The organism is Kushneria konosiri, from assembly GCF_002155145.1.
GTDB lineage: Bacteria > Pseudomonadota > Gammaproteobacteria > Pseudomonadales > Halomonadaceae > Kushneria > Kushneria konosiri.
On the sequence record NZ_CP021323.1, the window covers coordinates 2,975,016 to 2,994,570 of the forward strand.

The following is a 19,555-nucleotide window of genomic DNA, read 5'->3' on the forward strand; positions in this document are numbered from 1 at the left end:
TTTCGGGCAATATTGTCAATGCGCCCACGTCGCGCCACGCTTAAGGATTCCGAACAGCAGGCCCGCATCTTTCGCCGTCGCAGCATCGTGGCGGCATTGTTTGTGCTTATCATGTTTTCCGGATTGATCGGTCGCATGGTATGGCTGCAGGTTGTTCAACACGACATCTTCATTACGCGCTCGGATAAAAACCGCATGCGCGTCGAGCCCCTGCCGCCCAACCGTGGTCTGATCTTTGATCGCAACCATGAGGTACTGGCCGAAAACCGCCCGACCTATAACCTGACGCTGGTGCGCGAGCAGGCCGGTGATGTCGGTCAGACCATTGACCGGCTGATCAACATTCTGGGGCTTCCCGAAGATCAGCATGAAGTGCTGACCCAGCGCTCTCGAGAGCGGCTGCGTTCCTATGAGCCGGCGCTGCTGCTCAGTGATCTTACCGAGGAGCAGATTGCCGAAATCGCGGTTAATCGGTATCGATTGCCCGGGGTCGAGGTGGAGGCTCAGCTCATCCGTTACTATCCCGACGGGGAGTGGATGTCCCACGTACTCGGCTATGTCGGGCGTATCAGTCAGGAAGACCAGCAGCGTATTGATACCAGTAACTATGCCGGAACACACTTCATAGGCAAGACCGGTATCGAGCGGTTCTACGAAGATGAGCTCCATGGCAAGGCCGGGGTCAAGCGGGTCGAAACCAATGCTCGTGGTCGAGTGTTGCGTGAAATCGACCGAACCCCCCCGCAGCCGGGCAAGAACCTGACGCTGACGCTGGATTCGAAACTGCAAAAGCTCGGACACGATCTGTTAAAGGGCAAGCGTGGTGCCATTGTCGCTATCGAGCCCGCGACAGGTGCCATTCTGGCCATGGTGTCAGAACCCGGTTTTGACAATAACAAGTTCGTGACCGGCATCGATACAAAATCCTACGCGGCCCTGCGCGATGATATTGATATCCCCCTGTATAACCGGGCAGCACGCGGGCAGTATCCACCGGCCTCGACGGTCAAGCCCTACATGGCGTCAGCGGGTCTGGAATATGGCTTGATCACGCCTTCCGATACGGTCTATGACCCGGGTTACTACCAGTTGCCCAACGACTCCAGACGCTATCGTAACTGGTTGCGCTGGGGGCATGGGCGAGTTGACATGAAGCGCGCCATTACGGTTTCCAACGATACCTATTTCTTTACGCTGGCCCACCGAATGGGGATCGATCGACTCTCCAGTTTCATGCACAAGTATGGGTTTGGCGAGGATCACAGCCTGGATGTCTGGGGCGCGGGCAGCGGCCTGATGCCCAGTCGTGACTGGAAGCGTGGTCGCTACAATCAGGTCTGGTACCCGGGAGAGACGCTGTCGGTTGGTATTGGCCAGGGCTACTGGCTGGCCACGCCCCTGCAAATGGCCACCGCCGTGGCCGTCATGGCCAACAAGGGCAAATGGGTTCGTCCTCACCTGGCCATGGAAGTAGGGGACAAAAAAATTGCACCTCCTTTCGAAAATACTCCTGATGACATCAAGCTGGACAATTCCCACTGGTGGGATCTGATCCACGATGCCATGGAGAACGTCATGACCGGCAGCGAGGGCTCGGGACGTGCTTCAGGTCGTAATCTTCAATATCGCATGGGAGGCAAGTCAGGCACGGCACAGGTCTTTACGCTGGGGCAAAAGGAGAAGTACAACGCCTCCGAGCTTGAGGAGCGTTTACATGATCATGCCCTGTTCACGGCCTTTGCTCCGGTAGATGACCCTAAAATCGCGGTGGCGGTCATCGTTGAAAACGGTGGCGGCGGCAGCAGGGTAGCCGCTCCCATTGCGCGAGAAATGCTGGATGCCTGGATATTGCCCACCATGAAATCCAGCGAGGAAGCGCAGCGTCATGCCCGGCAAAACGAAAACACCGCTCAGCGGATTGCAACGGGAGACTGACGATGATGATCGACTACTGGCAGCGGGTTTATCGCCGTAGCCGTCGGCACTACCAGCGTCTGAGCTGGCGTACCCTGCACCTTGACCCCTGGCTGTTGCTGGCATTGTTGACCATCGTGACAGGTGGTTTGATCGTGCTTTATAGCGCTGGTGGTGAATCTACCTATCTGGTGGAAGCCCAGGCGCTTCGATTCTGTGCCGCTTTTTTGGTCATGCTGCTGATCGCGCAGTTTTCACCACGCACCATGCAGCGCCTTGCCTGGTTTTTCTACATTGTGGTGACCCTGATGCTGGTCGCCGTTGACGTTATTGGCACCCATGCCATGGGAGCTCAGCGCTGGCTTACCATTCCCGGTGTCATTCGTTTTCAGCCCTCCGAGCTCATGAAGCTTGCCATGCCGATGACCATTGCCGCTTATCTATCGCGACGGGTCTTGCCGCCCGGGTGGCTGGATCTAATGGTCTGTCTGTTGTTGATGGGGCTGCCGGTTGGTTTGATTGCCAATCAGCCCGATCTGGGGACTTCCATGCTGGTCGCAGCCTCTGGCGTTTTCGTGGTCCTGCTGGCCGGGCTTTCCTGGCGCTTTATTGCCATGTGTGCAGCGTTTGGAATCGCTGCCATGCCGCTTTTGTGGTTCAACATGCATCAGTATCAGCGCCAGCGGGTGCTGACCCTGCTGAATCCGGAAAGCGACCCGCTGGGGGCTGGCTGGAACATCATTCAGTCAAAGACGGCCATCGGTTCCGGGGGAATCCATGGCAAGGGCTGGATGCAGGGGACGCAGTCGCAGCTTGAGTTTCTGCCTGAACGACATACCGATTTTATCGGGGCCGTATTGGGCGAAGAATTTGGGCTGATTGGCATGGTCGTGCTGATGAGCTGTTATTTACTGCTGATATGGCGAGGCCTTTACATGGCCAACCAGGCTCACGACACCTTTGGTCGATTGCTGGGGGGGAGTCTGGTTCTGACCTTTTTTGTGTATGTCTTCGTCAACGTTGGCATGGTCAGCGGCGTACTGCCGGTTGTAGGGGTGCCGTTGCCATTGATCAGTTATGGCGGGACAGCCAGCGTGACCCTGATGGCCGGCTTCGGTATGCTGATGGCCGTTTTTACACACCACAAGATCACGCCACGCTAAAGAGAATCGGTATGAAGCCGGATCGACGTCCTTCAGGTAAGAAATGGCGCTGGGCCATGGCAATGCTGCTGGCGGTCTCGCCTCTGGTCAATGCGGCGGGCGAATACGCCCCGAGTACCAACGATCAGGCGCGTGCCATGGTCGACAGGCTGGCAGCGTCAGGGCTTGACCGACGGGAGCTGACCGCTGCGCTTGATCAGGCCAGCCGTCAGCAGAAGATCATCGATGCCATTTCAAAACCGGCCGAGCGTCATCTGCGCTGGGATCAGTATCGAAACATCTTCATCAAGCCCGAGCGGGTGGCCGGCGGCGTTAAATTTATCCGTGACCATCGTGATGCCATGGTCCGCGCCGAGCAGGAATACGGCGTGCCTCGCGAGATCATTGCCGCCATCATCGGTGTGGAAACCTGGTATGGGGGCAATACCGGCAGCTATCGCGTCATCGATGCCCTGACCACGCTTGCCTTCGACTACCCGCCTCGTAGCGATTTCTTCAGCCGTGAACTGGCGTCCTTTCTGACCCTCACCAGTGAGCAGGGGCTCGACCCTCTGGAGCTCAAGGGCTCCTATGCCGGGGCCATGGGGCTTCCCCAGTTCATGCCCAGCAGTTATCAGGCCTACGCGGTCGATTTCAATCACGACGGCATCAAGGATCTCTGGAAGGAGCCGGTGGATGCCATCGGCAGCGTGGCTAATTACTTTGCGGAGCACGGCTGGCGTCCCGGGCGGCCGCTGACGGTAGCGGCGCATCTTGACGTCTCGGAAAAGCCCGGGAACATTGATTTCAATCAGGCCAGGGCGCCTTACATGCGCGTGGCGGATCTTCAGAAACAGGGGGTCGTTGCTGATATCGCGATTCCGGAAGACGAAGAGGTCATTCCACTGGCGCTGGACCATGCCGACGGCCACAACGACTATCTGTTTGGCCTGCACAATTTCTACGTCATTACCCGCTATAACCATAGCCATCTCTATGCCATGGCCGTCACGACGCTGGCCGAGCAGATTCAGGCCGCGCTACAGCGGGAGAGCTAGCGTGTTGTCCGCAAAGATTGCTCTGCCCGCGAAAGCCGGTTGTATGGCTGTTCTGATGATCGTGGTAACCCTTGTGGCCGGCTGTGCTGGCGGCGGGGGAGGGGGGCGATATGCCATGTCACGTGATGCCTATCCTGATCGCCAGGTGGACGTATCAAAAGTGCCTGACGCCGTCCCCCGCGTGGAGCCGTTATCGCGCGGCGGCAACCAGTCCACTTATCAGGTGCTGGGCAAACGCTATCACGTGCTTTCTTCGAGCAAGGGATACAGTCAGACGGGGCGCGCTTCCTTTTACGGCCAGAAGTTCCAGGGCTACGACACGGCCAATGGCGAGCAATATGATATGTATACGATGTCGGCGGCACACCGCACCCTGCCGCTGCCGACCTTCGCACGGGTAACCAGTCTGGCCAACAACCGCTCTGTCATCGTACGGGTCAATGATCGAGGGCCCTTTCATGACGACCGTCTGATTGATCTTTCCTATGCAGCAGCGTCTCGACTGGATATGCTCGACGACGGCACTGCCAGAGTGAGGGTCACTGCCATCGACCCTCACCAATGGCAGGCCCGACACAATAATGAACAGCAGGTGGCGGCGCGCACCGAGGATTCTCCGGGCGCTTCAAGGGTTCAGCCCGTCAGGCCTCAGGAGGCCGCTGTCTCCTCGACGCAGCAGCCCGCGCCCGTTGCCGGTCGCAATGATGCAAATAGCGTTGTCTATCTGCAGGTCGCTGCACTGGGATCCAGCGAGCACGCTCAGGTGCTCAGGGACAAGCTCGAAGCGCGCCTTTCAAGGCCGGTTCGAGTAACACGACATGCCGCCATGCATCGGGTACAGGTGGGCCCGCTCGATGATCCGATCATGGTGGAATCAGTCAGGTCCGAACTGCATGAAGCAGGCTATGACCAGCTACATCGGGTAACTGGCTCGGACTGAATACAAGCAAACAGAGAAAGGCAATATGACCCTTTTTGCAGTAAACGTACGCCGCTGGCGCCACCTTGTTGCGTTTTCCTCACTGGCGCTGACCTTGACGGCGGCGCCTGCCATGGCATCCGATGGCCCGTCACCTACCAGTTTTGTGCCTTCACCGCCCGGTCTTGCAGCGACATCATGGGTTCTGATGGATGCCAAGTCCGGTCGTGTGCTGGTTGAACATGATGCCGATGAGCGCGTACCGCCAGCCAGTCTGACCAAGATGATGACGGCCTATATTGCTGAAAGCGAAATCGAAAGCGGCAACATGTCGCCCAGTGATGAAGTTCGTATCAGCAAGGAAGCCTGGCAGACCGGTGGCTCACGCATGTTCGTCAAGGTGAACAGCAACGTGCCGGTCAAGGACCTGATGCAGGGCATCGTGGTGCAGTCAGGCAACGATGCCACGGTGGCCATGGCCGAGCATATTGCCGGAAGTCAGTCGTCATTTGCTGACCTCATGAACGCGCATGCCCGACAGATGGGGCTGCAAAACACGCATTTCATGAATCCGACCGGTCTGCCGGACCCCGAGCACTACTCATCGGCGCATGACATGGCCATCATTGCGCGTCACATCATCAATGATTTTCCCGATCATTATTCTTTGTATGCCGAAAAATATTTCACCTGGAACGGCATCAAGCAGCCCAATCGAAATCTGCTGCTGTGGCGCGACAAGTCGGTGGATGGCCTTAAAACCGGTCACACCGAGGAAGCAGGCTACTGTCTGGTGGCTTCTGCTCAGCAAAGCGATACTCGCCTGATCGCAGCGGTCATGGGCACCAACTCGGAAGAAGCTCGATCCCAGGAAACCCAGAAGCTTCTAAGCTATGGCTTCCGGTATTTCGAGACCCAGAAGGTTTATGATGCCGGTCAGGAGCTTACAAAAGCACGCGTCTGGGGCGGCACCCAGGATGAAGGCTCCTTTGGCGTGGCCAAAGATGTCTACCTGACGGCTTCCAAGCAAAACGAGGCAGGGCTTTCCAACCGCATCAATATCAACGGTGATCTGCAGGCACCCATTGAAGCCGGCCAGCAGTATGGCACCGTCCAGATCGTTCAAAACGACGAGGTTATTGACGAGCAGCCGCTGGTGGCGCTGGAAAGCATCGAGCAGGGTGGTTTGTTCAAGCGTCTCTGGGATGGCCTGCTGAAGTTTGTTCAGGGCCTGTTCTAGGATCTGAACATCGGGCTGGTTCGTGACCAAAAAGGGGGGATTCGGCTGACGAATCCCCCCTTTTTCAGTAAAATGGCAGGCAATCGGGCGAATCTTAGCCTGCAATGATCAAGAGGTTTATCATGTCCAGGCCTTCATCTCAAAAGCCTGCTGCTATCCTGTCTTCCCCCGGCGATGACAACAAAAGCCAGGAGGCGCCGAAAATCGAGTTTCCCTGTGATTATGCCATCAAGATCGTGGGAAACAACGACGTTGAATTTGATCGCGATATGCTGGATATCGTGGAGCGTTTCTCGCCGGAGCTCGATCGCTCAAAAGTGACGCATCGCGACAGCCGCAACGGCAAGTACCGCTCCCTGCATGTCACCATCTATGCCACTGGCGAAGAGCAGCTCAACGATCTGTTCGTGGCGCTCAAGGCGACCGGTCGAGTTCAGATGGTGCTTTGATTGTTATCGCTGACAAGCGCTTTTGCCGGCACTCTCCGAGGTAGTTCTGATGAGTGATACAAGCCTGGATGATCAGCCCATTGGCGTATATCGTCTAGGGATGTGTGATTACACAACAGTCTGGGAAGCGATGCGTCGTTTTACCGATGAGCGCACCGCCACGACGCAGGACCAGATCTGGCTGGTGGAGCATTTTCCCGTCTTCACCCAGGGGCGTGCCGGCAAGCCTGAGCATCTATTGCGTTCAAGCGATATTCCGCTGGTCCAGAGTGACCGCGGTGGTCAGGTCACTTATCATGGGCCCGGTCAGTTGATCATGTATCCACTGATTGACGTCAAACGGCGTCGTATCGGGGTGCGTGCCATGGTAGATGCCCTTGAAAATGCCGTTATTCACGTGCTGGGAGAACACGGCATCGATGCCTGTTCGAGATCGGATGCGCCGGGCGTTTATGTGAATGGGGCCAAGATTGCCTCGCTCGGTCTTCGTATTCGACGCGGCAGCAGCTTTCACGGCATTGCCTTTAATATCGATATGGATCTTTCGCCCTTTGACCATATCAATCCCTGCGGCTATGCAGGGCTCAAAATGACACAGCTTCGTGATCTTTTGTCCCGGCCACCGGACATGGCACGCGAGGCACAAGGATTGCTCGGAGCCTTTGCCGCTGAACTCGGCAACCCCGAGCTTCAGGAAATGGTGAATGCACCCGGGGTGCTGACCCACATTTCTCGAGTAACAGGATCAAACTGATGACCGAGACGACTGCTACCACCCCCAAACAACGGGCCGAAAAAGGCGTCAAGCTGCGTGGCGCCGACAAGGTTTCCCGTATTCCGGTCAAGGTCATTCCGACCGAGACCCTGCCGACCAAGCCGAGCTGGCTCAAGGTGCGCATGCCCATCTCGAAAGAGGTGACCCGCATCAAGGAAACCCTGCGACGACACAAGCTCGTGACGGTATGCGAAGAAGCCTCCTGCCCCAACCTGGGCGAGTGTTTCAATGGCGGTACTGCCACTTTCATGATCATGGGTGACATCTGCACGCGCCGTTGTCCCTTCTGTGATGTGGCGCACGGACGCCCCAATGCGCTCAATGAAGATGAGCCGCGCGAGCTGGCCGAAGCCATTGCTGAGATGCGCTTGAAATATGTCGTGATTACCTCCGTGGATCGTGATGATCTTCGCGACGGTGGGGCGCAGCATTTCAACAATTGCATTGAAGAGATCCGAAAGCGCAATCCTGATCTCGAAATCGAAGTGCTGGTACCCGACTTTCGTGGTCGCATGGACAAGGCAATCGATATCATGCGCCAGGAGCCGCCGGATGTGTTTAACCACAACCTTGAGACGGTACCGTCGCTTTATCGACGCGTTCGCCCTGGCGCGGACTATCAGTGGTCGCTGGACCTGCTCAGGCGCTACAAGGAAGTCCGCCCCGAAGTGCTGACCAAGTCAGGGCTGATGCTGGGCGTTGGCGAAACCGATGAAGAAGTCATCGAGGTCATGCGTGACCTTCGTGCCCACAACGTCGACATGCTGACGCTGGGGCAGTATATGCAGCCGTCACGTAACCACTTGCCGGTTGACCGATGGGTGCATCCGGATACCTTTGCCTGGTTTGCCGAAAAGGGGCATGAGATGGGCTTCAAACATGTCGCGTCCGGCCCACTGGTCCGTTCCAGCTATCATGCCGATAAGCAGGCGCATGGCGAGAAGGTGTCCTGATCACTGTTTAAGCATCCTTTTGCATGGTCATGTTCTGTCTGTCACGCCCGGTCATGCCGGGCGTTGTCGTTTTCTGCCCTGATGCACGCTGTCGGGTGGATTGAAACTATTTCGCGATGTAACGGTCAGTAACCATAACGATCGTCAAGTGGAGGATGCCATGCTGATCAAAACACGAAAGCGTCACCAGATTGGTGAAAATGAAGTGACATCAGAGTCGGTCTATCATGCGCGCCGTCACTTCATGGCGGGCGTTGCAGGGCTTGGCATGGCCGCCGTGTTGCCACGTAGTGTCTGGGCGGCATCTGAATATGACAATGTCGAGCAGGGCAGCCGTCCGGACTGGTTTGCCTCACGACTCGACAATACGCACTGGAAGGCAGTCACGGCCGGGGAAAACGACAAGCTGACGCCGTTCAATGACGCCACGCACTATAATAATTTCTTTGAGTTCGGCACCAGCAAGGACGACCCCTACAAGCATGCGGGTGCAATGACGACCGAGCCGTGGACCATCGAGGTCGATGGCGAGGTGGGCAAACCCGGAACGCTGGACATGAACCAGCTGCTGGGTGAACAGCAGCTGGAGGAGCGTATCTACAGGTTGCGCTGCGTCGAGGCCTGGTCGATGGTCATTCCCTGGCTGGGGGTACCTCTGTCGGCCATTCTCAAACGTGCCGAGCCGACCAGCGATGCGAAGTACGTGCGCTTTCAGACCCTGATGCGACCCGAGGAAATGCCGGGGCAGCGTTCACGCTTTGGACTGATCGACTGGCCCTACCAGGAAGGGTTGCGAATGGATGAAGCCATGCATCCGCTCACCCTCCTGAGCGTTGGCATGTATGGACGCATCCTGCCCAACCAGAACGGCGCGCCCGTACGGCTGGTGGTGCCATGGAAATATGGGTTCAAGAGCATCAAGTCGATTGTGCGCATTTCCCTGGTCAAGGAGCAGCCTCCCACGGCCTGGCCTACCATCAATGCCAATGAATATGGCTTTTATTCCAACGTGAATCCGGATGTGGATCATCCGCGGTGGAGCCAGGCGCGGGAGAGACGTCTACCCAATAGTCTGTTCAGCCCCAACATGATCGACACGCAAATGTTCAACGGGTATGGAGACGAGGTCGCGTCTCTCTACAAGGGCATGGATCTGCGGAAATATTTCTGATGCGACTCTGGCGATGTAGTGTATTCGTGGCGGCGCTGCTGCCTTTTCTCTGGTGGGCCTGGCAGGTGGCGGCAGGTCGGGCGGGTCCCGAGCCCGGGCAGTATCTCCTGCTCAATTTTGGCCAGTGTGCGCTAATTTTGCTGCTGCTGACACTGAGTCTTACGCCGCTCATGAAACTGACCCGCTGGAAGGGCTTTGCGCTCATTCGACGTCAGTTGGGCCTTTGGACCTTTACCTACGGCGTGCTGCATCTGACCAGCTACCTGCTGTTTATACTGGGACTCGATTTTTCGACGCTGGGGGAAGATCTACAGCGCAGGCCCTATATCATTGTTGGTTTTGCAGCGCTTTTGATGCTGCTGGCGCTGGCGGTGACGTCCAATCGCTATTCAATGAAGCGACTGGGGAAACGCTGGAAGTTTCTGCACCGGCTGGTGTATATCGCCCTGGGACTGGTGCTTTTGCATTTTTTCTGGGTGGTGCGCGCCGATATGGCGCAGTGGAGTGGCTATGCCTTGGCCGGTGCCGTCCTGATGCTGCTTCGTATTCCTGCCATTTCTCGCGCATTGGGCAGGATCGTTCCTAGGCGAGGCGGTACTCGCCGAGCGTCCCGCGCTTCATAAAAAACGCCGGCACTGTGCCGGCGTTTTTTTACAAACACAGGAAGGCGTCATTCCATCGCTGTCAGTACCAGTTTGCCAATGGTATGGCCATCCTCCAGCATCTTGTGGGCGCGGGTCAGGTTTTCGACATTAAGCGGCCCGACAATTTCTCCCAGCGTGCTTCGCAGCCTGCCTTCATCAAGCAGGCGGGCCATGGTCGCCAGTGCCGCACCCTGCTGCTCGCGTTGCACGCCATGGAGAGGGCGGGCAAACATGAACTCCCAGTGAAAGCTGGCGGCCTTGCCCTGAAGGGCGTTGAGATCGACCTGCTGTTTTGTCTCGGCAATCGCCACGATCTCGCCGAGCGGCTTGATCAGGGAAACCATGTTTTCCCAGTGCACGCCAATATCATGACAGTTAAAGATATAGTCGACGTTGTCCAGATCAAGTCGTTTGAGTTCGTTGACCAGGTCGTGATGATCGACCACATCATGAGCACCCATTTCAAGGCACCACTGTCTGGACTGCTCGCGTGACGCCGTAGCAATCACCCGGATGCCGGTCAGCTGACGCGCCAGCTGAATAGCGATCGAGCCGACGCCACCGGCGCCGTTAATAATCAAAAGCGTCTGATCGCCATGGTCTCCGGTGTCCTGCGCCAGACGCAGCTTGTCAAACAGTGCCTCCCAGGCCGTCAGCGCCGTCAGCGGTATGGCGGCAATTTCTTCGATATCGAGTGTCTGTGGTGCACGGGCGACCAGACGAGAATCGATCAACTGATACTCGGCGTTGCAACCGGGGCGATTGACCTCTCCCGAGTAATAGATGCGTTCTCCGACGGTCAGTTCGCTGACACGCTCTCCAAGCGCCTCGACGATGCCCGTGGCGTCCCAGCCCAGGATTGTGGGCTCACCAAGTTCGCCTAGCGCGCCGGCACGAACCTTGGTATCCACCGGGTTGACCGAGATGGCCTCGATGCGGACCAGAACGTCCTCGCCTGTCGGCACCGGGCGTTCGATATCGATGGCTTCAAAGGCCCCGGGCGCGTTGATGTCACTGGCGCCGCGTGTGGCTATGGCTTTCATGGTCTCTCCCTTGATTAACGAACGCATGCAGATGCGTCATCCACTAGACTGTCAGCCATCAATCTGGACCATGACGACACCCAATGCCAGTCGCTTTGCTTGTGGTGATACGGGCATGATGGAAAGCAGGAGAGAAATGGCATGACACATGACTGGTTGGCTTTTGCAAAGGCACTCAGATCCATTGCCCAGACCGGGCAGACCTATACCGACAACAAGTATGAGCTGGAGCGCTACAAGCAGCTGGAGGTGCTGACCAATCAGATGTTTGCTGTGTTGGGTGACGTGCCCATCGAGAAAATTGAAAACCTGATCATTCCCGACCGAGGATATGCCACACCCAAGGTGGATGTACGCGGGGCGGTGTTTGATGAGCAGGGCCGAGTGTTGCTGGTTCGCGAAATCAAGGATGGCCTCTGGACGTTGCCCGGAGGCTGGGCTGACGTGAATGAAGGGCCCAGTGCCAATGTGCTCAAGGAGATTTTTGAGGAATCCGGTCATCGGGCGAGCCAGCCGCGGCTTGCCATGCTCAAGGATCGCAGTCTTCACCCCTACGCCCATTATTCACCGGATCATATCTACAAGCTCTTTTATGTCTGTACTCATGAAGGCGGAGAGTTTGTGCCCAACAATGAGACGGATGCTGCAAACTTTTTCGATCTCGATGACCTGCCGCCCCTGTCAGAGGGTCGAACGCTGCCCACGGATATTCACGAGTGCCGGGCCTTTGCGCTGTCTGGCGCCGCAGGGGTCTACAGCGACTGATGGCCATAACCGGCATTGATCGGCTGCTGCATGCCGACTGGAGTCTCTCGCCTTCAAAGTGCTGGTATGCGCAGGCTCGACGTTTCGACGGTCTATGGCGGGTCAGTGCGCCGGCTCGCATCGATAATGGTCGGGTCTGGCGCGAAAGTGTGCTGATGGCCCCTTCGCAGGGCGCCACGCTGGCCGGATTTGATTTTCCCATCGGGGTCCCAAAGCAGTGGGCCAGACAGGTCAACGTGACCGATTTCAGGCAGTGGCTGGAGATGCTGGGCACGCCGCGATGGCAGAACTTTTTCGACACTGCTGCCACCCATGATGAGATTTCGCTGACACGTCCCTTTTATCCTCAGCAGGGCAAAAAGGGGGTGCGGCAGTCGGATCTGACCCAGGCTCTGGGCGTTGAAAGTTTCGATGCGCTGCGTCGGCACTGTGAGCATGACATGCCCGGGCGAAAACCCTGTCCGCTTTTCTGGACGCTGGGAGCCAATCAGGTGGGCAAGGCCGCTCAGGCCGGCTGGCAGGACGTTGTTATCCCTGCCGTGCTGCAGGGCGCCGCACTCCGGCCCTTTGATGGCGAGCTGGCCTCACTGGCGGCGTCTGGTCGCTGTATCCTGTGCGAAACCTGGCCGACACTGGCAGCGCGCCTGATCGGTGCAGAGCTTTCCGGGCGCCAGAGCAAACGCCGCCAGTCGGATCGCCGTGAGGTCTGTCACCGTCTGCTAATGACCGGGTTACCGGTGACATATGAGGCGTCTGCAAGGGCTGTGCTTGAGACAGGGTTCGGCGAGCGAGCTGATGGGGAGGATGCGTTTGATGCCATGCTGGGGCTTTTGATGATGGTTGCAGTCGTGGAAGGGCAGTTGCCCGCCTCACCGGTTCTGTCGCCTATGGCAAGGCAGGTCGAAGGCTGGATACTGGGCCTTGATCAAGGTGATGGTTCAATCTCCGGAACGCTAACCAGCCACCTGAACTAAAAAAGGCCTTCATGTGAAGGCCTTTTTGTTGATGCAAGATTGTCTTCAAGCGCTGGATCAGCCGATGTGTTCGCCAGCCTGAACAATCTTCATGGCGTTGGTGCCGCCCTGGGCACTGACGTGATCGCCGCGGGTCAGAATGACGTAGTCGCCCGGGTTGGCCAGCCCCCGCTTTTCAAGCTCGGCTACGGCGCGCTGGTTTACCTCGGCATTGGGCATGTCATCGGTGTTGAACTCGATGGCAAAGACACCGCGGTAAAGCGCCATGCGACGCAGCGTGCGTGGATGCGACGACAGCGCCACGATCGGCAGACCGGAGCGAATGCGCGAGGCGATCAGCGGGGTATAGCCGGTCTCGGTCAGACAGGCGATAGCGGCCACGCCTTCCAGGTGGTTGGCCGCGTACATGGCAGACAGGGCCACGGTTTCATCGATACGATGAAACTCATCAGCCATGCGGTGCTTGGACTCCTGAGCGGCGCGTTCGCGCTCGGCGCCCATGCAGCAGCGATCCATGGCTTCAATGGTTTCAACCGGATAGCTGCCAGCGGCGGTTTCAGCCGAGAGCATGACAGCGTCAGTACCGTCGAGTACCGCATTGGCGACGTCAAAGACTTCGGCGCGCGTCGGCAGCGGCGACTCGATCATTGATTCCATCATCTGCGTGGCCGTGATGACCGCGCGGTTGAGCGTGCGAGCGCGGGCAATCATGCGCTTTTGAACCCCGATCAGCTGCGCATCGCCAATTTCCACGCCGAGATCGCCGCGGGCGACCATGACGGCATCAGAGGCAATGATGATCTCGTCAAGCGTAGCAGGATCGGCTACCGCTTCGGCACGTTCGACCTTGGCAACAAGGGCAATATTCTTGCCCGCTTCGCCCAGCAGATCGCGTGCCAGCTGCATGTCGGCACCGGAGCGCGGGAAGGAGACCGCCAGAAAATCGACTTCCAGGTCGATCGCGGTTTTCATGTCCTCGCGATCCTTGTCGGTCAGCGCCGCTGCCGATAGACCGCCGCCCTGCTTGTTGATGCCCTTGTTATTGGAGAGTTTACCCCCAACCTTGACGGTACATTCGATGCGGCCGCCTTCGACATGCTTGACTTCCAGCACGACGCGTCCGTCATCAAGCAGCAGCACATCGCCACTCTTGACGTCGTCGGCGAGCTCCTTGTAGTCACAGCCGACCTGGTGGTCGTTGCCTTCGTCGCGTCCCAGATTGACGTCGAGGGCGAAATCCTGGCCGTTTTCGAGTTCGACCGAGCCATTGGCAAAGCGGGCGACACGAATCTTTGGGCCCTGCAGATCGCCAAGGATGGCGACGTTGCGCTTTTGGTTCCTGGCAGCTTCGCGTACAGCGACGACGCGACGACGATGGTCTTCGGCGCTGCCATGGGAGAAGTTGATTCGAACGACATCAACGCCTGCGTGCACCATGGCGTCAAGAACGCCTTCCTTGTCACTGGCAGGACCTAGTGTGGCGACAATCTTGGTGCGGCGAATCGGGCCGGCAGTCGCTTTCGTCATGAAGCATTCTCCTGATGCGGTGTCTGAGTGTATTCACTATACCTTCTTCACCCCTTTGGGTGCGACGGCAATGCGCCAAAGTCTCCGGGAGACTCTGGAGAAAGCCTTGATGAGAATTGCTGCAGAGGCCTGATGAACGCTCTGGCATGGCTCTCTCAACGCCGGGGTAAAGTCTTGATGAGACCCCGGATAATGTCGAGGTGTTCAGTGCGCCATGAAACATTGAGGCGATACCAGTGACCGAGGCGTTATTGCGCGCCGTTTTTTAACCGGTGGCGCCATGGATAAGGCCAGGGTAGGGTAGTCGCATTTTCAGGGTGTCTGACACAGCCCGGTTTAACGGGCGCTCACGCACACTGCTTTTCTGACATGACAGCGCCGGCAGGACCGGCAAAAGAGACGGAGATCTATGGGCAAGTCACTGGTGATCGTCGAGTCGCCGGCCAAGGCCAAGACCATCAACAAGTACCTCGGCAACGATTTCATCGTGAAATCGAGCGTGGGTCATATCCGTGACCTGCCGACCAGTGGCAGTGGCAAGAATGCCACTGACCCCTCCGAGCGTGCGCGACAGGCGGCTGCCACGCGCAAGATGTCTGCCGAAGAGAAGGCAGTCTACAAAAAGCGCAAGAGCCATGATCAGCTGATTCGTCGCATGGGCGTTGATCCTGAAAATGACTGGCAGGCGAATTACGAGATACTGCCGGGCAAGGAAAAGGTGGTCGACGAGCTCAAAAAGCTCGCTGAAAAGGCAGATGCCGTTTATCTCGCAACGGACCTTGACCGTGAAGGTGAGGCCATTGCCTGGCATTTGCGTGAGACCATCGGTGGTGATGAGTCGCGCTATCGGCGAGTGGTGTTCAACGAGATCACCAAAAATGCCATTGCCCAGGCGTTTGAGACACCCGGTGAGCTCAAGCTTGACCGGGTGCATGCCCAGCAGGCTCGCCGGTTTCTGGATCGGGTCGTCGGTTTCATGGTGTCCCCGCTGCTGTGGAACAAGGTGGCGCGCGGGCTCTCTGCCGGTCGGGTTCAGTCCGTTGCGGTTAGATTGATCGTCGAGCGCGAGCGCGAAATTCGTGCCTTTACCCCTGAAGAATACTGGGACGTGCACGCTGATCTTGAAGCCGGCAGCGGTGATCAGGTGCGCTTTGAAGTGGCGCGCCACGGTGGCGAAACGTTCCGACCGGTCAGCGAGTCACAGACCACTTCGCTGATCGCGCCGTTGAAAACGGCTGATTACGTCATTACCGGTCGAGAGGATCGCCCGACTTCCAGCAAGCCGGGCGCTCCCTTTATTACCTCGACGCTACAGCAGGCTGCCAGTGGCCGCCTCGGGTTTTCGGTCAAAAAGACCATGACCCTGGCCCAGCGACTGTATGAAGCTGGTTACATCACCTATATGCGTACCGATTCGACCAATTTGTCCGCCGATGCCATTACGATGGCGCGAGACTATGTCGAATCTGAGATGGGCAGTGATTATCTGCCCGAAACGCCCAATGTTTATTCCAGCAAGGCCGGTGCCCAGGAAGCGCATGAAGCGATCAGGCCGACCGACGTTCACCGTCGAGCGGACGATCTTGGCAGCATGGAGCGTGATGCCGAGCGTCTCTATGAACTGATCTGGCGCCAGTTTCTGGCCTGTCAGATGGTGCCTGCCCAGTATCTGTCGACCACGCTGAGCATTGAGGTCGAGAATTTCGAGCTGCGTGCCAAGGGGCGGGTTCTGCGCTTTGATGGCTATACCCGTGTGCTCAAGCCCTCCTCCAGAAAGGAAGAAGACCAGCAGCTGCCGGATATTGGCAAGGGAGAGCGTCTTGAGCTCAAGACGCTTGATCCGAAGCAGCATTTTACCAAGCCGACCGCGCGTTACACCGAAGCCAGTCTGGTCAAGGAGCTTGAAAAGCGGGGGATCGGCCGGCCGTCGACCTATGCGGCCATCATCTCAACGATTCAGGAGCGGGGCTACGTCAAGCTGGACAGTCGTCGATTCTATGCCGAGAAACTCGGTGAAATTGTCACCGACAGATTGATCGAGTCCTTTCAAAACCTGCTGGATTACGGGTTTACGGCACGCATGGAAGATGAGCTGGACCATGTTGCTGACGGAGAGCGTGACTGGCGCGAGCTTTTGAACAGCTTCTACGGCGATTTTCGTGCCCGCCTTGAGCATGCCGAAGGCGATGAAGGCATGCGTCCCAATCAGCCGGTGGAAACTGACATCAAGTGCCCCACCTGTGGTCGACCGATGCAGATTCGTATTGCCTCGACCGGCGTGTTTCTGGGGTGTTCAGGCTATAATCTGCCGCCCAAGGAGCGCTGCAAGACCACCATCGATCTGCTGCCGGGTGATGAGGCGGTGCCGGCGGATGCCGATGACAATGCAGAGACCGATGCTCTTCGTGCCAAGCGCCGTAATCCCGATACAGGGACGGCGATGGACAGCTATCTCATCGATGAAACACGCAAGATCCACATCAGCAATGATGACGATGGCTATTACGAAATTGAGGAAGGCCACTTTCGCATCAAGGGCTATGAGGGCCCGACCATTGAGTGCGATAAATGTGGCTCGGAAATGCAGCTTCGTACCGGACGCTTTGGCAAATACTTCGCCTGCACCAATGATGACTGCAAAAATACCCGCAAGCTTTTGAAAAGTGGCGAACCAGCACCGCCCAAGATGGATCCGATTCCCATGCCGGAGCTGGCCTGTCAGAAGGTGGATGATCATTATGTGCTGCGTGACGGCGCCAGTGGTCTTTTTCTGGCGGCCAGTCAGTTTCCGAAAAATCGCGAAACCCGGCCGCCCCTGGTCAGCGAGATCAGGCCTCATGCCGATGCGCTGCCGGAGAAGTATCACTTTCTTCTGAAGGCACCGGATCATGACCCGGATGGTCACCCGGCGCAGATCCGCTTCTCGCGCAAGACCAAAAGTCAGTATGTGTTGAGCGAAGAAGAGGGCAAGGCGACTGGCTGGAAAGCGCTGTGGGATGGTAATCGCTGGCAGATCGAGGATAACCGGAAGGGAGCCAGTGCCAAAAAGGGCAGCAAGGCAGGGAAACAGGCTTCATGAGCCATCAGGGACGAACCAATCAGCTGCTCTATCAGGCCATGCTGTTGCTGGAACAACCGGCCGGGGATGACGAACACGCTGATGCCAGACGTCGGGCGCTCGAGGAAGGGGGGCTCTCGATGCTCGAGATGGCCCTTGAAAGCGTGATCAGGGAAATTGCCCATACCTGCCGTTGGCCATCAATGCACTGGCGTAGTGTATTGAATGAGCCGCCGGCACGCGTGGCAGAGATCGAGCTGTTGCGAGAACTCATGGGGCAACCTGAAAGCTGGCTGGCCAGGCTGCTGGTTCTGCTGGACCGTCTTCATGATGAAGGGGGTGCGGCCCAGCTTCGTCGCCATGACAACATGATCGTGTCCAGTCAGAGCGAGCCTCTTTCCCGGGAACTTGCAAGGTGTCTGGACGATTTTCGGACCCTGCTGCCCCGGCTTCGTGAAACCAGCTATGAATGGTAATGACTTGTTCTTGATAAACGTGACATCTTTCGCAGGTATTTTTCTAATTTTTTTCGCCGATCGGATCAACGGGGTAGCGCATGACTGAAGCGGCCGTATTTGAAATTGTCGAACTTGAAGACGGACAGTTTGTGCTGCGGGCCGCTGACAGTGATGACAGGAATGAACCTTTGGCCAGCATCCGCTTTTCATCGCAAACGCTGGAGCTGCTGCGTCATCATCGCTTTGATGTCGCCCGTGAGATGCTCGATCATCTGATTTCACGTTCTGTACTGGCTGATGACGATGATGCCATCGAGGCTCACGAGCCCGCCGCCATTCATTGATTCTATTATTTTGACCGGCTTGATACCTGTCCCTGGACAGGTATCGGCGTTTCAGGCCCTTGCGTCTGCAAAATGGAATGAATGACCTGGGTATGGCAGCCACGGCGCTTTTGGATATGGAAAAGTGCCGGCGTTGACCATTCACACGTCTGGTGGCGATGCGGGATCTAACGCGTCCTTTCGATAATGCCTGGCTGATGGAAAGCCGTAATGACGAGTGTCATCTGATGATGGGTATTTATCGGAGCGCCCGTGTTTCGCTGGGTAGACAGCGGCTCATGCAGCCACGGGTGGTACGTCAGGTGTGCCCGCAGGCACACCGTCACGAAAAAGAAGCAGGGGTTAAAGGCTATTGCCGTCGCCACCTCGAATGACCCCAACACCCACGCCCTCTATATCCAGGCTCTGACGGGTCAGATCAATCGTAATGGGCTCGAAGTCAGGATTTTCTGCAATCAGGCTGACGATGCTGCCCTGACGCTTGAAGCGCTTGACCGTCACATCATCTCCCAGTCGTGCCACGACTACCTGCCCATCGCGGGCATCATGCGTTCGATGCACGGCCAGCAGATCACCATCAAGAATACCGGCATCGCGCATGGAAAGGCCGCGAACACGCAACAGATAATCAGCCCCCGGATTGAAAAAATCGGCCGGCATCGGGCAATAACGTGAAATGTGCTCGGCAGCGAGGATCGGACTGCCGGCAGCGACTTCTCCGATCACGGGCAGACCGGCGTTGAGGCTTTCCGGTTCCTGTGCGACCTGTTCCTGAGCGGAAAGGCGAATGCCGCGCGAGGTGCCGGGGATCATCTCGATGACGCCCTTCTTGCGCAGCGCACGCAGATGCTCTTCGGCAGCATTGGGCGAACGAAAGCCCAATGCGCCGGCAATTTCGGCACGCGTGGGAGGGTAGCCGAGTTCACTGATGGTTCTGGCAATGAAATCGAATACGGCCTGTTGGCGTGCAGTCAACGGTCGTGTCATGGGCGATGGCCATTGTTGATGTATACAGTATGTGATTGTATCCAGTCATCAGATCAATGCAAGCGCTTCGATGCCGTCTCGAGTGGGGGTGAAAACGTGCATTGGTGATACCATCACGCTTTGGCCCGTACGTT

The 19,555-nt window shown here is 57.3% G+C and carries 18 protein-coding genes; 15 read left to right on the plus strand and 3 right to left on the minus strand.

The window, feature by feature from the left end:
* The first annotated feature begins 18 nt into the window (after positions 1 to 18).
* The 10 genes from mrdA to msrQ all read left to right on the plus strand — a co-directional run bounded on the left by mrdA (position 19) and on the right by msrQ (position 10,244).
* Positions 19 to 1,935, plus strand: coding sequence for a penicillin-binding protein 2 (mrdA, locus tag B9G99_RS13730; RefSeq protein ID WP_086622665.1), 1,917 nt, complete (start codon positions 19 to 21; stop codon positions 1,933 to 1,935).
* Between the two features lie 5 nt (positions 1,936 to 1,940).
* Positions 1,941 to 3,077, plus strand: coding sequence for a rod shape-determining protein RodA (rodA, locus tag B9G99_RS13735; protein WP_086623491.1), 1,137 nt, complete (start codon positions 1,941 to 1,943; stop codon positions 3,075 to 3,077).
* An 11-nt stretch (positions 3,078 to 3,088) separates the two neighbouring features.
* Positions 3,089 to 4,114, plus strand: coding sequence for a lytic murein transglycosylase B (gene mltB / locus B9G99_RS13740; protein WP_086622666.1), 1,026 nt, complete (start codon positions 3,089 to 3,091; stop codon positions 4,112 to 4,114).
* A gap of 115 nt (positions 4,115 to 4,229) precedes the next feature.
* On the plus strand, positions 4,230 to 5,054 hold the full coding sequence (locus B9G99_RS13745; RefSeq protein ID WP_227875828.1) for a septal ring lytic transglycosylase RlpA family protein: 825 nt from the start codon (positions 4,230 to 4,232) through the stop codon (positions 5,052 to 5,054).
* 25 nt (positions 5,055 to 5,079) lie between these two features.
* Entirely contained in the window at positions 5,080 to 6,273 is a 1,194-nt protein-coding gene (locus B9G99_RS13750; RefSeq protein WP_086622668.1) for a D-alanyl-D-alanine carboxypeptidase family protein, read from the plus strand.
* Between the two features lie 122 nt (positions 6,274 to 6,395).
* Positions 6,396 to 6,722 (plus strand): HP0495 family protein, encoded by a 327-nt coding sequence (locus B9G99_RS13755; protein ID WP_086622669.1) that lies wholly within the window; start codon positions 6,396 to 6,398, stop codon positions 6,720 to 6,722.
* 49 nt (positions 6,723 to 6,771) lie between these two features.
* Positions 6,772 to 7,476, plus strand: a complete 705-nt coding sequence (gene lipB, locus B9G99_RS13760; protein ID WP_086622670.1) for a lipoyl(octanoyl) transferase LipB — start codon at positions 6,772 to 6,774, stop codon at positions 7,474 to 7,476.
* Complete coding sequence (gene lipA, locus B9G99_RS13765) at positions 7,476 to 8,450, plus strand: lipoyl synthase (protein ID WP_086622671.1); 975 nt, start codon at positions 7,476 to 7,478, stop codon at positions 8,448 to 8,450. Before lipB ends, lipA begins: the two co-directional genes overlap by 1 nt.
* Before the next feature lie 160 nt (positions 8,451 to 8,610).
* Positions 8,611 to 9,621: a protein-methionine-sulfoxide reductase catalytic subunit MsrP gene (gene msrP, locus B9G99_RS13770; RefSeq protein WP_086622672.1), complete on the plus strand. Its 1,011-nt coding sequence runs from the start codon at positions 8,611 to 8,613 to the stop codon at positions 9,619 to 9,621.
* Complete coding sequence (gene msrQ, locus B9G99_RS13775) at positions 9,621 to 10,244, plus strand: protein-methionine-sulfoxide reductase heme-binding subunit MsrQ (protein WP_086622673.1); 624 nt, start codon at positions 9,621 to 9,623, stop codon at positions 10,242 to 10,244. The genes msrP and msrQ overlap by 1 nt, the downstream gene beginning before the upstream one ends.
* Before the next feature lie 47 nt (positions 10,245 to 10,291).
* On the opposite strand, the gene B9G99_RS13780 is transcribed toward msrQ, so the two are convergent.
* Positions 10,292 to 11,308 carry a zinc-binding alcohol dehydrogenase family protein gene (locus B9G99_RS13780; RefSeq protein WP_086622674.1) on the minus strand — a complete coding sequence of 339 codons (1,017 nt, stop codon included), beginning with the start codon at positions 11,306 to 11,308 and terminating at the stop codon, positions 10,292 to 10,294.
* 141 nt (positions 11,309 to 11,449) lie between these two features.
* Between B9G99_RS13780 and B9G99_RS13785 the strand changes: the two genes are divergently transcribed.
* Together B9G99_RS13785 and B9G99_RS13790 are read left to right on the plus strand one after the other, a co-directional pair.
* A complete protein-coding gene (locus B9G99_RS13785) occupies positions 11,450 to 12,073 on the plus strand; it encodes an NUDIX hydrolase (RefSeq protein ID WP_086622675.1) in 624 nt (207 codons plus the stop codon).
* Positions 12,073 to 13,047: a hypothetical protein gene (locus B9G99_RS13790; RefSeq protein WP_086622676.1), complete on the plus strand. Its 975-nt coding sequence runs from the start codon at positions 12,073 to 12,075 to the stop codon at positions 13,045 to 13,047. Before B9G99_RS13785 ends, B9G99_RS13790 begins: the two co-directional genes overlap by 1 nt.
* Before the next feature lie 57 nt (positions 13,048 to 13,104).
* Here the strand turns inward: B9G99_RS13790 and pyk are convergent, their stop codons facing one another.
* Positions 13,105 to 14,574 (minus strand): pyruvate kinase, encoded by a 1,470-nt coding sequence (gene pyk / locus B9G99_RS13795; protein ID WP_086622677.1) that lies wholly within the window; start codon positions 14,572 to 14,574, stop codon positions 13,105 to 13,107.
* Between the two features lie 409 nt (positions 14,575 to 14,983).
* On the opposite strand from pyk, the gene topA reads away from it, so the two are divergent.
* The 3 genes from topA (at position 14,984) to B9G99_RS13810 (ending at position 18,434) form a co-directional block, all read left to right on the plus strand.
* Entirely contained in the window at positions 14,984 to 17,653 is a 2,670-nt protein-coding gene (topA, locus tag B9G99_RS13800) for a type I DNA topoisomerase (protein ID WP_086622678.1), read from the plus strand.
* Positions 17,650 to 18,108, plus strand: a complete 459-nt coding sequence (locus B9G99_RS13805; RefSeq protein ID WP_086622679.1) for a DUF6586 family protein — start codon at positions 17,650 to 17,652, stop codon at positions 18,106 to 18,108. The genes topA and B9G99_RS13805 overlap by 4 nt, the downstream gene beginning before the upstream one ends.
* A gap of 80 nt (positions 18,109 to 18,188) precedes the next feature.
* Positions 18,189 to 18,434, plus strand: a complete 246-nt coding sequence (locus B9G99_RS13810; RefSeq protein ID WP_086622680.1) for a hypothetical protein — start codon at positions 18,189 to 18,191, stop codon at positions 18,432 to 18,434.
* A 342-nt stretch (positions 18,435 to 18,776) separates the two neighbouring features.
* On the opposite strand, the gene lexA is transcribed toward B9G99_RS13810, so the two are convergent.
* Positions 18,777 to 19,421, minus strand: a complete 645-nt coding sequence (gene lexA / locus B9G99_RS13815; RefSeq protein ID WP_086622681.1) for a transcriptional repressor LexA — start codon at positions 19,419 to 19,421, stop codon at positions 18,777 to 18,779.
* Between the last annotated feature and the right edge of the window lie 134 nt (positions 19,422 to 19,555).